14 protein-coding genes are annotated in these 14,555 nt (G+C 47.3%); 10 read left to right on the top strand and 4 right to left on the bottom strand.

Going from position 1 to position 14,555, the window contains the following annotated elements; all coding sequences use genetic code 11:
* Positions 1–114: 114 nt before the first annotated feature.
* Both amyE and D5S11_RS13650 read left to right on the top strand, forming a co-directional pair.
* Positions 115–2,094 carry an alpha-amylase gene (gene amyE / locus D5S11_RS13655; RefSeq protein ID WP_038456903.1) on the top strand — a complete coding sequence of 660 codons (1,980 nt, stop codon included), beginning with the start codon at positions 115–117 and terminating at the stop codon, positions 2,092–2,094.
* Positions 2,095–2,356: 262 nt separating this feature from the next.
* Positions 2,357–3,310, top strand: a complete 954-nt coding sequence (locus D5S11_RS13650) for an L-lactate dehydrogenase (protein WP_014416851.1) — start codon at positions 2,357–2,359, stop codon at positions 3,308–3,310.
* 41 nt (positions 3,311–3,351) lie between these two features.
* On the opposite strand, the gene D5S11_RS13645 is transcribed toward D5S11_RS13650, so the two are convergent.
* Positions 3,352–4,884: an MDR family MFS transporter gene (locus D5S11_RS13645; RefSeq protein WP_038456904.1), complete on the bottom strand. Its 1,533-nt coding sequence runs from the start codon at positions 4,882–4,884 to the stop codon at positions 3,352–3,354.
* Positions 4,885–4,997: 113 nt separating this feature from the next.
* Here D5S11_RS13645 and D5S11_RS13640 point away from each other — a divergent pair, with 113 nt between their 5' ends.
* The 3 genes from D5S11_RS13640 (at position 4,998) to D5S11_RS13630 (ending at position 6,981) form a co-directional block, all read left to right on the top strand.
* Complete coding sequence (locus D5S11_RS13640) at positions 4,998–5,459, top strand: MarR family transcriptional regulator (protein WP_003156626.1); 462 nt, start codon at positions 4,998–5,000, stop codon at positions 5,457–5,459.
* A 63-nt stretch (positions 5,460–5,522) separates the two neighbouring features.
* Positions 5,523–6,152 (top strand): LysE family translocator, encoded by a 630-nt coding sequence (locus D5S11_RS13635; RefSeq protein WP_015239111.1) that lies wholly within the window; start codon positions 5,523–5,525, stop codon positions 6,150–6,152.
* Between the two features lie 67 nt (positions 6,153–6,219).
* The gene (locus D5S11_RS13630) at positions 6,220–6,981 is read left to right on the top strand and encodes a YqcI/YcgG family protein (protein ID WP_038456905.1); all 762 of its coding nucleotides are present in this window, start codon (positions 6,220–6,222) and stop codon (positions 6,979–6,981) included.
* Position 6,982: 1 nt separating this feature from the next.
* On the opposite strand, the gene D5S11_RS13625 is transcribed toward D5S11_RS13630, so the two are convergent.
* Positions 6,983–8,311, bottom strand: a complete 1,329-nt coding sequence (locus tag D5S11_RS13625; RefSeq protein WP_053104602.1) for an amino acid permease — start codon at positions 8,309–8,311, stop codon at positions 6,983–6,985.
* Between the two features lie 124 nt (positions 8,312–8,435).
* On the opposite strand from D5S11_RS13625, the gene D5S11_RS13620 reads away from it, so the two are divergent.
* On the top strand, positions 8,436–9,032 hold the full coding sequence (locus D5S11_RS13620; RefSeq protein WP_011996295.1) for a DUF1989 domain-containing protein: 597 nt from the start codon (positions 8,436–8,438) through the stop codon (positions 9,030–9,032).
* Positions 9,033–9,166: 134 nt separating this feature from the next.
* A complete protein-coding gene (gene nadE, locus D5S11_RS13615; RefSeq protein ID WP_007409061.1) occupies positions 9,167–9,985 on the top strand; it encodes an NAD(+) synthase in 819 nt (272 codons plus the stop codon).
* Positions 9,986–10,035: 50 nt separating this feature from the next.
* Here the strand turns inward: nadE and D5S11_RS13610 are convergent, their stop codons facing one another.
* Positions 10,036–10,320, bottom strand: coding sequence for an antimicrobial peptide LCI (locus D5S11_RS13610; protein WP_007409062.1), 285 nt, complete (start codon positions 10,318–10,320; stop codon positions 10,036–10,038).
* 130 nt (positions 10,321–10,450) lie between these two features.
* The gene (locus D5S11_RS13605; RefSeq protein ID WP_032867326.1) at positions 10,451–11,239 is read right to left on the bottom strand and encodes a sugar phosphate isomerase/epimerase family protein; all 789 of its coding nucleotides are present in this window, start codon (positions 11,237–11,239) and stop codon (positions 10,451–10,453) included.
* Positions 11,240–11,458: 219 nt separating this feature from the next.
* On the opposite strand from D5S11_RS13605, the gene D5S11_RS13600 reads away from it, so the two are divergent.
* The 3 genes from D5S11_RS13600 (at position 11,459) to cah (ending at position 14,552) form a co-directional block, all read left to right on the top strand.
* A complete protein-coding gene (locus D5S11_RS13600) occupies positions 11,459–12,769 on the top strand; it encodes an MFS transporter (protein WP_108725178.1) in 1,311 nt (436 codons plus the stop codon).
* Between the two features lie 125 nt (positions 12,770–12,894).
* Positions 12,895–13,455 carry a shikimate kinase gene (locus D5S11_RS13595; RefSeq protein WP_038456909.1) on the top strand — a complete coding sequence of 187 codons (561 nt, stop codon included), beginning with the start codon at positions 12,895–12,897 and terminating at the stop codon, positions 13,453–13,455.
* A gap of 140 nt (positions 13,456–13,595) precedes the next feature.
* A complete protein-coding gene (gene cah / locus D5S11_RS13590; RefSeq protein ID WP_038456910.1) occupies positions 13,596–14,552 on the top strand; it encodes a cephalosporin C deacetylase in 957 nt (318 codons plus the stop codon).
* Positions 14,553–14,555 lie beyond the last annotated feature (3 nt).

Here is a 14,555-nt window from a genome sequence, read left to right as displayed (position 1 = left end):
AAGCGTTAACAGAATTCTCCAGTCTTCACAACAGTTGAAAGGAGCTGAAGAAAGAGTAAGAGGAATTTTTGACTCCGCAGTCAGTCTTCAAAAATCAAATAAGGAGTGTCAAAAATGTTTGAAAAACGATTCAAAACCTCTTTACTGCCGTTATTCGCCGGATTTTTATTGCTGTTTTATTTGGTTTTGTCAGGCCCGGCGGCTGCAAACGCTGAAACTGCAAACAAATCGAATAAGGTGACCGCGTCATCGGTCAAAAACGGGACCATCCTTCATGCATGGAATTGGTCGTTCAATACGTTAACACAAAATATGAAAGATATTCGTGATGCGGGCTATGCAGCCATTCAGACGTCTCCGATTAACCAAGTAAAGGAAGGGAACCAAGGAGATAAAAGCATGAGGAACTGGTACTGGCTGTATCAGCCGACATCGTACCAAATCGGCAACCGTTACTTAGGCACTGAACAAGAATTTAAGGACATGTGTGCAGCCGCGGAAAAATATGGCGTAAAAGTCATTGTCGATGCGGTTATCAATCATACTACCAGCGATTATGGCGCGATTTCTGACGAGATTAAGCGTATTCCAAACTGGACCCATGGAAACACACAAATTAAAAATTGGTCGGATCGATGGGACGTCACTCAAAATTCATTGCTTGGGCTGTATGATTGGAATACACAGAATACTGAGGTGCAGGCCTATCTGAAACGTTTCTTGGAAAGAGCATTGAATGACGGAGCAGACGGGTTCCGCTATGATGCCGCCAAGCATATAGAGCTTCCGGATGATGGGAATTACGGCAGCCAATTTTGGCCGAATATCGCAAATACATCAGCGGAGTTCCAATACGGAGAAATCCTGCAAGACAGCGCGTCCAGAGATACAGCTTATGCGAATTATATGAATGTGACGGCTTCTAACTACGGGCATTCCATCAGATCCGCTTTAAAGAACCGTAATCTGAGTGTGTCGAATATCTCCCATTATGCATCTGACGTGTCTGCGGACAAGTTAGTCACATGGGTGGAATCACATGATACGTATGCCAATGATGATGAAGAGTCCACATGGATGAGTGAGGACGATATTCGTTTAGGCTGGGCAGTGATTGGTTCCCGCTCAGGAAGCACGCCTCTTTTCTTTTCCAGACCTGAGGGCGGAGGAAATGGTGTAAGATTTCCCGGAAAAAGTCAAATAGGAGATCGCGGGAGCGCCTTATTTAAAGATCAGGCGATCACTGCGGTCAATACATTTCACAATGTAATGGCCGGGCAGCCTGAGGAACTCTCGAATCCGAATGGGAACAACCAAATCTTTATGAATCAGCGCGGCTCAAAAGGCGTTGTGCTGGCAAATGCAGGATCGTCTTCTGTCACCATCAATACTTCAACGAAATTACCTGACGGCAGGTATGATAATAGGGCCGGCGCCGGTTCATTTCAAGTAGCGAACGGCAAACTGACAGGTACGATCAATGCCAGATCGGCGGCTGTTCTTTATCCTGATGATATTGGGAATGCGCCTCATGTCTTTCTTGAGAATTACCAAACGGGGGCAGTCCATTCTTTCAATGATCAGCTGACGGTCACCCTGCGTGCAAATGCGAAAACAACAAAAGCCGTTTACCAAATCAATAATGGGCAGCAGACAGCATTTAAGGATGGGGACCGATTAACGATCGGGAAAGGAGATCCAATCGGCACGACATACAACATCAAGTTAACCGGAACGAACGTCGAGGGTGCAGCGAGAACCCAAGAATACACGTTTGTCAAAAAAGACCCGGCCCAAACCAACATCATTGGCTATCAAAATCCGGATCATTGGGGCCAGGTAAATGTATATATTTACAAACATGATGGAGGCAGGGCCATAGAATTAACCGGATCGTGGCCCGGGAAAGCAATGACTAAGAATGCAAATGGAATTTACACGCTGACGCTGCCTGCGAATGCGGATACGGCCAATGCCAAAGTGATTTTTAACAATGGCAGCGCCCAAGTGCCCGGACAGAACCAGCCCGGCTTTGATTATGTGCAGAATGGTTTGTATAACAACTCCGGTTTAAACGGTTATCTTCCGCATTAATGGATAGGGCCATCATCACATCAAACCCTTACTTCGGTTAGGAAAAGGACAGCGCGTTTTCAATCACGCTGAAAAGATGACAGCATCCTAAAACGGTTCCGTTTTAGGATGTTGTCAACAATCCGGAAACCATCACCGATATTTTTTTGTCCAAAAATCAAACTTTTCTCTTGCAAAAGTTTGTGAAGTATTGCACAATATAAATGTGAAATACTTCACAAGATAAAAACAGACACCACGAAACACTGGAGGATGAGCATATATGATGAACGAACGAGTGAACAAAGTAGCATTAATCGGAGCAGGTTTTGTTGGAAGCAGTTATGCATTTGCGTTAATTAACCAAGGGATCACAGATGAGCTTGTGATCATTGATGTAAATAGAGAAAAAGCCATGGGAGATGTCATGGATTTAAATCACGGAAAGGCATTTGCGCCTCATCCGGTCAAAACATCTTACGGCACATATGAGGATTGCAAGGATGCCGATATCGTGTGCATCTGTGCCGGAGCCAATCAAAAACCGGGCGAAACGAGACTTGAGCTGGTCGAAAAAAATCTCGCCATTTTTAAAAGCATTGTCGGTGAAGTAATGGCAAGCGGATTTGACGGCATCTTCCTCGTTGCCACAAACCCGGTCGACATTCTCACTTATGCGACATGGACATTCAGCGGGCTGCCGAAAGAACGCGTCATCGGAAGCGGCACGACACTGGATTCTGCGCGATTCCGTTATATGCTGAGCGAATACTTCGGAGCCGCTCCGCAAAACGTACACGCCCACATTATCGGCGAGCACGGCGATACCGAGCTTCCTGTATGGAGTCACGCCAATATTGGCGGAGTGCCGGTGCAGCAATTGCTGGAGAAAAATGCAGCTTACAAACAGGACGAGCTGGATCAGATCGTTGACGATGTGAAAAACGCGGCCTACCATATTATCGAGAAAAAAGGCGCGACATATTACGGAGTGGCGATGAGCCTCGCCCGCATCACAAAAGCGATTTTGCGTAATGAAAACAGCATTTTAACCGTCAGCACATATCTGGACGGCCAATACGGTGTAAACGACGTCTTTATCGGCGTTCCGGCCGTCGTCAATCGGAACGGCATCGCAGGTGTGACGGAACTTGAGCTGAATGAAACAGAACAGGCTCAATTCAGCCGCAGCGCAAACGTGCTGAAAGATATTCTCGCTCCGCATTTCGCAGAGTAAACAAAAAAGCAGTACATGACAAACGCCATGTACTGCTTTTTTTAATTCGCTTTTTTCGCCATTTCCTGAGAGGTTTTTACTCTCGCTTTTCCCATAAACAAAATGGTAACGGCCGCAATGACGATCGGCGTCAGCGCAAGCGTAAATACATATGTGATGCTTTGCGACATGGCGTCAATAATGCGATCCAGAATGTGCGGCGGAATATGAGCGCGCGTGCCGGCCTGGAAAATCTCCTGCGGATTTCCGATGTTCTGCATCGCGCCGCCCGCTCCTTTCATGCCGCTGAATGAATCTGTGAGCTTGTTAGTAAACACATTCGTCTGGATGGTTCCGAAAATCGTCACACCGAGTGTCATACCGAATGATCTCAAAAACGAGTTTGTTGAGTTGGCGCTTCCGCGGTAACGCGGCTCCAGATCGTTCATGGACGCAGCCGGCAGCAGTGAGAAGTTGAAGCCGACGCCGAATCCGGAGATCAGCATGAATACCGTCAGCATCGTACGCGCCGTATCCGGTGTCATATTGGAAAGCAGCAGCATTCCGATAAAGAAAGCGACCACGGAAATCAGCATTAAAGTGCGGAACCGCACTTTTGTCTGGAAAATTCCGCCGATCATACTTCCGATAACAGAACCGATCATCATCGGCGTCAAAATAAAGCCCGCGCTTGTCGCGGTGCTTCCGTACACAGCCTGAACGAAGATCGGGATAAACACCGCTAAAATGACGAACGTGGCTCCGTAAAGGAACGCCAGAATCTGTGCCGTAGCAAATAAACGGTTTTTAAACATCCAAAATGAGATAATCGGTTCTTCCGCTTTTCTTTCCACAATAAAAAAGGCGATAAAGAACACGGCGAACACAGCGAACAGACCGATGATCTGCACGGAGTTCCAATCATACGTTTTTCCGCCGAGCTCAAGAGCGAACATCAGACCGACAATGGAAACCACCAGCGTAATCGCGCCGGCCCAGTCGATTTTCTGCTTCTTGTGTTCAAGGGATTCTTTATAATAACGAAGAATGAAAAACAATGATAAAATACCGATCGGCACGTTGATGTAGAACACCCAGTGCCAGCTGATGGAGTCGGTAATGAGCGCGCCTAAAAGCGGCCCGAGAACGCTGGACAGGCCGAAAACCGCACCGAACATGCCCGACATTTTTCCGCGTTTTTCCGGCGGAAATAAATCAAAAATGATCGTGAAGGCGATCGGCATCAGCGCGCCTCCGCCGATTCCCTGAATGACGCGGTAAATAATGAGCTGATCCATTGTTTGGGCGATTCCGCATAACGCGGATCCGATTAAGAAAAGAATAAGACCGAATAAAAAGAAACGTTTGCGTCCGTACATATCGGACAGTTTTCCGTAAATCGGCATACCGGCCATAACGGCTACCATGTATGATGCTGTCACCCACGCGAACTTATCGAAACTTCCGAGGTCCGCCACGATATTTCCCATCGCAGTGGCAACGATTGTATTATCCATAGCCGACATTAAAATGCCCAGCAAAAGACCGATGACGACAAACTTCGTCGAGGCGTCCTTCGCGGCTGTTTGTTCCATGCTTTTTCCTCCCATACTTACTTTTGATCATTAAATTTGCTATGATCATATTAGATTTGCCGAAAATTATCTTGATCGTCAAGATAAATTGATTTTATAGGGAGGCCTGTCAGTTGTCAACAAGAAATACCAGAAGCGAGACGGAGGAAACCGCGATACAGTTATTCCGAAAGATGGCCACAAGGACGATCCTTTTTCATCAGGCGGCCGCTCAATCTCTCGGTCTGTTTCCGACCGATTTAAAATCAGCTGATATCTTAAATGAAGCAGGCCCGATGACCGCAGGCGAGCTTGGGAAAAAAACCGGTCTCAGCACAGGTTCGGTAACGGCGCTCATTGACCGGCTCGAAAAAGCGGGATATGTCATGAGGAAAAAAGACCCCGAAGACAAACGTCGGGTGATTATCGTGCCGCTGACAGCCGGAAAAGCGAATGTGAAGCAATTGTTCAGCTCCTTATCCCAGTCTACGATCAGCCTTTGCCGGCAATATAAAGAAGAAGAACTGCGGCTGATATTCGATTTTTTAGGAAAAGCGACGGACATGATGGAAGACGAGCTTGAGAAATTAAAATAATATATCATAGCACGGCCCATTCATGAATAACTTGTACAAGTTGCATGAATGAGGGGGAAGCCAATGAACATCTTTTTAAGCTACATCGTTCTCGGGCTGTCATTGTCAGCACCTGTCGGACCGGTCAATGCGGCGCAAATTGACAAAGGCATCAAAAACGGCTTTTGGCATGCATGGATTTTCGGTCTTGGCGCCATGGCCGCGGACGGGCTGTATATGATTCTGATCTATTTCGGGCTGTCTCAATTTTTGACCGCTCCTTTTGTAAAAACGTTTTTGTGGCTCTTCGGTTTTTTCGTGCTGACCTATACGGGAGTCGAAACGCTAAAAAATATAAGGGAAGCCATGAATGTCAGAAGCGGAAAAGGAAAACCGGCTTTTTACAAAACATTCGGCGCGGGATTTTTTATTTCTCTTTCCAATCCGCTGAGCATTTTATTCTGGCTCGGCATATACGGCAGCATCCTCGCTAAAACCGCTGAATCCTTCGATACAAATCAGCTTTTGATTTACAGCTCCGGCATTCTTCTCGGCATTTTGATCTGGGATTTCTGCATGGCGGTCGCCGCGAGCACTTTCAGAAATCTCCTTCATGAAAAAGCGCTCCGCTGGCTGACGGGAGCGGCGGGTGTGTCTTTGATCGTTTTCGGATTTTATTTCGGCTGGCAGGGGATTCAAATGCTCATCTCATAAATAGAAGGACTGTCACCCATCGCCTGTCTCCATCATAACGTATCCTGACGATACTGGAGGTGGGCTGATGGCAAGCGAGCTGTACACAAAAAGTTGCCTTGAGGAAAAGTTGTTGGATCTGCCAAATTGGCAGAGAGTCGCTTTTGAGCTTCTATCAGAAAAAGTAGGTGATAAAGCGGACGCGTTTCCGTGCATTCCGGGACGTCAGGGATTTTTGACAGATCAGCTCCGGATATCCTTTGCGGGTGATCCCCGCGAAGAGGGAACCCCGGAGGAAGTGGGGATGCTGCTGTCCGAGTACGGAAAGATCTCAAGGAATACCGGAAAATACGCGTCGCTGCTTGTGATTTTTGATACGCCTGAGGATTTAGCTGAGCATTATTCCGTTGAGGCGTATGAAGAACTGTTCTGGTCTTTTTTAAACCGGCTGAGCGGCTGCGACCCGAAAGACTGGCCGGAAGACATACCGGAGGACCCTGAACATTATAAATGGGAGTTCTGCTTTGACGGCGAGCCGTATTTTATTCTATGCGCGACGCCTGCGCATGAAGCGAGACAAAGCAGAAGCTTCCCGTTTTTTATGCTGGCGTTTCAGCCGAGATGGGTTTTCGAAGGATTAAATGATTCAACCGCGTTCGGACGAAACATGAGCCGGCTGATCAGAAAACGCTTAGAGGCGTATGATGAAGCCCCTCTTCATCCCCGATTGGGGTGGTACGGAGGAAAAGACAATTTAGAATGGAAGCAATATTTCCTCCGTGATGATGAGACGCAAGTGTCAAAGTGTCCCTTTTCTTATTTGAAGAGACTGTTTAAACCGACGAAATAAGCTATGATCCGGCAGGGCTGTGTCCCTGCTTTTTTTGTACGATCCATGTCACGATCGCAATGACGGCGAGAAAACAAAGGCTGACCAGAAAACCGGGCCGGCTCGATTTCTCAAACAGCGTCCCGGAGACGGCCGCGACAATCAGCACAAGGGCGATAACAATCTGAACGGTTCCCATCTTTGTCGTTTCAAGCAGTTTCTTGCCCGAGAACAAAATGAACAGCCACGTATAAAGAAGCATCAGGCCCGCCGCGGTTGTCATGTGTTCATATATATTTTTCGGCAGCACCAATGACAGGATGATGGAGACGATGAGTCCGGCAAACGTCAATCCGAGCGCAGGCCAGCAGATTTTTTTGTTTTCCTTTAATCTGAAGCATTTCGGCGCATCCCCGTCATCGGCCATTGTACAAAGCAATGTCGTCACGGCAAACAGCGAGGCGACGAGCGTGGAAAATCCCGCAATAATAAAAATCCCGTTAAAAATATCAAGAATGATATCTAAATGAAAACCCTTCAGCGATGTAATAAACGGGCTGTCCTGTTCGGTGAATTTGCCCAGCGGCACTAACAGCAGCGCCAGGCCGAGAGAAATGACGTAAATCACCGCAAGAACGGCAAGCATCAGCCGGCCTGATTTTGAGGCTTCCTCCGGCTTTTTCAAATGCACGGTCATCAGCCCCAAGACTTCAATTCCTCCGAAGGCGTAAAACGCATAAATCAATCCGGTCCATAACCCCATCGCTCCGTGCGGGAACAAATCCTTTGATTCGTTCGGCACCTGCACATCCGGTTTATGAGAAAATATACCGCACAGCGCCAATATGGCGATGACGATAAACATAACAATCGCCGCCGTCTTGACAACAGCGAGCACATTTTCCGTTTTTTGAAAAACGGACAGCCCCGTAAATATAATCAAGAGACCGAGCACCGCATAGATGGAGGCGAAAATCCACAGCGGCACATTCGGAAACCAATGCTTCGTAAACAGCGAGATCGCTGTCAGCTGGCTTCCAGTGATCAGCATCTCGGACGACCAGTACACCCATCCGTTGCTGAAACCGGCCCAAGTGCCGAAAGCCTTTCTCGCATAAGCGCAAAAAGACCCCTTTTCGGGCTGTTTGGCCGAAAGCTTCGCGAGCTGCTCAAAGACAAAATAGGTGCCAAGCCCGGCAATAAGAAATGAGATCAGCGCGGAATATCCGCTTTTGACAATAGCGATGCTGGACCCGAGAAAAAAGCCCGTCCCGATTGTGCAGCCGACGCCGATTAAGGAGAGCTGCCACCAAGCGAGATTTCCTTTAGGCTGGTCCTGTGATTTACCCATGAAGTTCAACCCCTTTATCAAAGCTTAGATTGCGGCCGTCAGAAGGGGAATATACATCCAATAAATTGCTTTACATGAAACAAACGGCCGAAGTTCATAATAGAAGAAAAAAAGGAGCAGTCTGATGACACAGCAATTTATTGTACCGCCGAAAAAAGGGCTCGGCCTGAAGGTTCACAAAGGGCAGATTATAAAAGTAGTCGATGTGGAAGGACAGCAGGTGGCTGACTTCACGGCGTATCATGCCAAGGACTTCTATGAACATCTTGATCAGGGCGCGACGATTGATGCCAACCAGTCCATTCATGTAAAAACGGGTGATCATATTTATTCGAATTTATACAAGCCGATGCTGACGCTGATTGAGGATACAGTCGGCAAGCATGACCTGCTGCTTCCCGCCTGCCGTCCGGATATGAACAGGCTTTTATACGGAAAGCATAAAGACGAGCTCCAGGATACGTGCTATGACAATATGAGCGGGGCGCTTGAACCGTTCGGGGTGCCGCGGCCGCATATGCATTACCCATTTGCCATCTTTATGAACACGGTGCTCGATGAGAAGGGGAACTTATCAGTCGAAACGCCTCTTTCTGACGCGGGTGATTATGTACGGCTCCGTGCGGAAATGGATCTCGTCGTCGCGTTTTCATCCTGTCCGATTGAAAAAGGAAAATGCAACGGAGACAGCATCACGGCGCTGCGGGTGGAAATCAGCTGATCCCGGTGTATTTGATTCACTTAAAATCTGCACCTGTGCTATATTTAACAGAGAGTCGTACATAGTGGCATGATTCATTTTCAGCATGAACGGGAAATGGATCATAAAGAAACAATGCAGGAGGAGTGATTGGGATGAGCATCCAGAAACAAATTATGAATGATCTCCATGTAAAGCCCTCAATTGATCCGAAACAAGAAATTGAGGACAGAGTGAACTTTCTGAAACAATATTTGAAAAAAACAGGTGCCAAAGGCTTTGTGCTCGGCATCAGCGGGGGGCAGGATTCCACGCTTGCGGGACGCCTCGCCCAATTGGCGGCTGAAAGCATCAGAGAAGAAGGCGGAAACGCTGAATTTATCGCCGTCCGCCTTCCGCACGGCACACAGCAAGATGAGGATGACGCCCAATTGGCGCTCAAATTCATTAAACCTGATAAATCATGGACATTTGATATTAAGTCCGCTGTCAGCGCGTTCGCTGATCAGTATAAGAAAGACACGGGCGATCAGCTGTCTGACTTTAACAAAGGAAATGTAAAGGCCAGAATGAGAATGATCGCTCAATATGCCATCGGCGGACAAGAGGGGCTGCTTGTCATCGGAACCGACCATGCGGCCGAGGCGGTGACCGGTTTCTTCACGAAATACGGTGACGGCGGAGCTGATCTGCTGCCGCTGACCGGATTAACGAAACGCCAGGGCAGACGTTTATTAGAAGAGCTCGGCGCGCCGGAACGCCTGTATTTGAAATTACCGACGGCCGATCTGCTCGATGAAAAACCGCAGCAGACTGATGAGACCGAACTCGGCATCACATACAATGACATTGATGATTATTTAGAAGGCAAGGACGTTTCTTCCGAAGTGATTGAGGCGCTGGAAAAACGCTATCTCAGTACGGAGCATAAGCGCCAGGTGCCGGCATCGATGTTTGATGATTGGTGGAAATAGAATGAAAAAAACCTCCCTTTTGAAAGGGAGGTTTTTTGTTTATTTCATTTTTATTTATCTACACTTTCATAAATCCCTACCCAATACCCTTTGCTGCTGTCATAGTATTTGCTTTTGAAAATCCATTTTGTTCCATCTAAAACGAAAGAAGCAGCGAAATTGCCGTTAGGGCTTTGAACGAGTTTGATGGCATTAATGCCGGCATCTGCTTTCGTTGAGATTGGGCTATTTTCCGCGGATGCGGATGCTGTTGGTGATGCGGCAAAGGCAGGAGCGGCAGACATCAGTAAGGCAAGAGACAGCGCAGAACCGGTTAACACTTTTTTGAATTTCATTTCGAGCACTCCCTTTTCAAATGAAATGTGTTACAGTGTTAATAATTAGATGATTATCCATAAAATCCCTTCTGTATTTCTAAAATTTTTTTCTTAATTTGAAAAAACATCCCTTCAGAGGGGATGTTTTTTATTTCTTAAAGCAGTGCCTGATCTCATTCAGTGATTCTTTGATATGCTCTTCAGCATGATGACCGAAGTATTCGAGTGATACGAATCCGCCGTATTGCCTGTTCATCAGTTCTTTCAGAAAGGGTTCCTGCCTTAAATCCCCTTGCAGAACGGATACCGGCTTGCTGAGATACCAGTTGTCAAAATCCCAGTGATAGTTTTTCAGATGAATGTGGCTGACGGTATGATACAGTTTTTCCAAAGCGGACATTTGGTCAACGTGATTGACGTGTAGGTTGGAGCCGTCAAAAATGGTGCGGACCCGCGGATGTCCGACATCCTCCAAAAATGCCAGCGCCGCCTCCGGTGTATCCGCGTACGTATCGTAATGAATCTCAAGCCCGATATCGACTTCATAGTCATCTGCGAGCCGTGCCGCCTGCTGAAATTGATCAACCGCACGTTGCCACTTTTCCGGTGACGTCCGGTGCGAAGGAAGATTGCCGGCAAAGACCCTGATCAAGGGACTGTGCAGCTGTCGTGCCGCGCTTAATGCCCTTTGAACATCCTTTAACGCCTGCCTTTCATCCTGAGTGGCGAAGTCAGTGTACAAACTGACGGTAGGCACCCCGATGCCTTCCTCCTGAAGCTGCTGATAAAGCCTGTCGAGCGGGCCGATTTCCTCTATATATTGTTTAGCGTGTCCGTACCACAGTTCGATTCCCTCAAAGGAGTGCTCCTTCGCGAAAGAAATGATGTCAAAAATATGCTTTTTCTTAAATCCTGTCGTGCAAAAACTCAGTTTCATCGGTAATCCTCCCGTAACTGCCTATCATATGTGTACTTTTTCCCCGGGTGCGATACGGATAAACAGGTGAAAAGGGCAGACACTTTTTATAAGCGGGGTGTGTCTACATCAGGTCAGTGCGGCACACAAATTGTTTAACGCTTTTTTGCGTCAAAGTATTAAATAATTAACCGAAGTGTTGTACAATTAATTTCATTCGAGTAAGGGGGGGAGAAGCCATTGAAAAAAGAAACGGAGCTGAGGGCCTTCAGTCCCGTCCGCAATAAACCGACTCGCGCTCGTTATGTGATATTGGTTCTTTTGTTTTTTATCACTGCGATTAATTATATAGACCGAGCCAGTGTATCTATTGTCGGCCCATCCATTCAACATTCGCTGAACATAAGCCCCGCGCTTTTGGGCATCGTTTTTTCTGCGTTTAGCTGGACCTATACGGGGATGCAGATTCCAGGCGGGCTCATTTTGGATAAATTCGGGTCAAAACGGACATACGGAATTTCTTTATTTGTGTGGTCGGTTTTTACCGGAGTACAAGCTTTTGCGACAAGTTTCGGGTTTCTATTCGGCTGCCGCCTGCTCATCGGCATAGCTGAATCGCCGGCGTTTCCGGCAAACAACCGGATTGTCACGACATGGTTTCCAAGGCGGGAACGCGCCTTTGCGACGGGTGTTTATACGGCGGGGGAATATGTCGGGCTGGCGTTCGCCACACCGGTTTTATTCTGGGTGTTAACGGCATTTGACTGGCGCGCCGTATTTATTTCCTCAGGGGTGCTCGGAATTGTTTTCTCCATTTTCTGGTTTAAAATGTATCACGAGCCGAACGGGTATCGGAAAGTGAATCGTGAGGAGCTTGATTATATTAAAGAAGGCGGCGGACTGACTGAGGTGTCTGATTCAGCCGGCAGGATATCGTGGGCGGATTTCGTCCAGCTTCTAAAATACCGCAAGCTTGTCGGATTGTATATCGGCCAATTCGCCGTAGCCTCCACGCTGTTCTTCTTTTTGACATGGTTTCCGACTTATCTGGCGGAGGCAAAGCACATGGCTTTCTTAAAAGTCGGCTTCGCCGCATCAATTCCGTATATCGCCGCCTTTTTCGGCGTATTGTTCGGCGGGTATTGGTCTGACGGCATGATGAAACGGGGGGTGTCGGTGAACGTTGCCCGGAAAACGCCCGTCATCCTCGGTCTTCTGCTGACAGGCTCCATCGTGCTTGCGAATGTTACGGATTCTGCTCCCGCGGTTTTGACGATCTTATCCATTGCTTCTTTTGCGCAGGGCATGTCCAACATATCCTGGACGATGCTGAGTGAGGTCGCGCCAAGCGAAACAATCGGATTGGCAGGGGGCGTCTTTAGCTTTTTCGCCAATATGGCCGGTATTATCACCCCGCTTATCATCGGGTTTATCGTTTCTGCGACCGGTTCTTATAACGGAGCGATTCTGTTTGTCGGCGCTGTCGCATTTATCGGGGCATTTTCTTATATTTTCATTGTCGGAAAGGTGGAACGCATTAAGCTCCGATAGAAAGAAAAACTCATCTCTTCTTATAAAGGATGGGTTTTCTTTCATTGCATTATCTCTATATTTCAATATTGAGTTATCATATAATAAACATAACTTTTTCATTTCTTAGGAGGATTTCGCCGAAGATGAACGCAAAACGTGCCATTCCCGTAAGAGAAAGAAATATCGTACTGATCGGATTCATGGGTGTCGGAAAGACAACAATCGGCCAGCTGGTCGCTAAGAAACTATACAGAGACTTTATTGATATTGATTTGCAGATTGAGAAAGATTTCAATATGTCCATCCCTGAAATGTTTGAGCAGAAGGGTGAAGCCTTTTTCCGTCAGACCGAAAAGGATTATATATTAGATATTTGCCGTAATACGAAATTCAAGATCGTGTCGCTTGGGGGCGGTTCGTTTAAACAAGAGGAAATCAGACAGTGCTGTCTTGAAAACTGTCTCGTGCTCCATCTTGATTTATCATGGGAGAATTGGAAGCAGCGGGCTGATCTGCTGATTGAAAGCCGTCCCGTTCTGCATAACCGTTCCATGGATGAAATGCAGCAGCTCTTTAACGAGCGCCAAAGCATCTATGATAAACATAATTCAAAAGTGGCGACGGATAATCTGGAACCAGAAGAAATCGCCGATTATATCGTAGAAACGTTAAAAATCGGCTGGGACCTGTATCAGCCGATGTAAAAAGAGCCGTGACGCTGTGAGCGCACGGCTTTTTTGTTTTTAAACAAACGTTTATTAAAATGTTTAGAAAATGAGTGTAAAATCGTGTTAAGATAGAGTCAGAAAATTAAATCTTATAAAACAAAGGAGAATAATCGGATATGCAATTATACGACTTGCCGCTCGACCAACTGCAAACCTATAAACCAAATAAAACCGCTCCTCATGACTTTTCGGATTTTTGGGCATCATCATTACATGAGCTTGCAAAGGAAGAGGCAAAGCCTGAATTGACGGCTGAAAGCTACCCGGCTGACGGCGTGAAAGTATTCCGGCTGACATACCGAAGCTTCGGCAAGGCGGAAATTGAGGGATGGTACGCCATTCCCGACCGGCAAGGACCGCATCCGGCCATCGTGAAATATCACGGCTATAATGCGAGCTATGACGGGGATATACATGACATCGTAAATTGGGCGCTTCACGGATATGCCGCGTTCGGCATGCTTGTCCGCGGCCAGCACAGCAGCACAGATACAAGCGTCTCACCGCACGGACACGTTCCCGGCTGGATGACGAAAGGGATTTTAGATAAAGATACATATTATTACCGCGGCGTGTACTTAGACGCCGTCCGGGCTTTGGAAGTCATCAGCGGCTTTGATGAAGTTGATGAAACGAGGATCGCCGTCATCGGCGGGAGCCAGGGAGGCGGACTTTCAATCGCCGCGGCGGCACTATCTGACATTCCGAGAGCGGTTGCGGCCGATTATCCTTATTTAAGCAATTTTGAGCGGGCCATTGATGTCGCTCTTGATGAGCCGTATCTTGAGATTAACTCCTTTTTCAGAAAGAACGGCAGCCCTGAAACGGAGAAGGCCGCGATGAATACACTGGCCTATTTTGATATCATGAATCTGGCGGACCGCGTAAAAGTTCCGGTGCTCATGTCCATCGGGCTGATTGACCGTGTGACCCCGCCGTCGACGGTATTTGCCGCGTACAATCATCTGGAAACGGAAAAAGAATTGAAGGTTTACCGGTATTTCGGACATGAATACATACCTTCTTTCCATACGGAAAAGCTGGCCTTTCTGAAAGCGCATCTGAAAGGCTGACGA

It is taken from the genome of Bacillus sp. L75, from assembly GCF_003676355.1.
Taxonomy (GTDB): Bacteria; Bacillota; Bacilli; order Bacillales; family Bacillaceae; genus Bacillus; species Bacillus velezensis.
The sequence above is the reverse complement of the archived record's forward strand: the minus strand, read 5'-3'. Positions and strand labels throughout refer to the sequence as shown.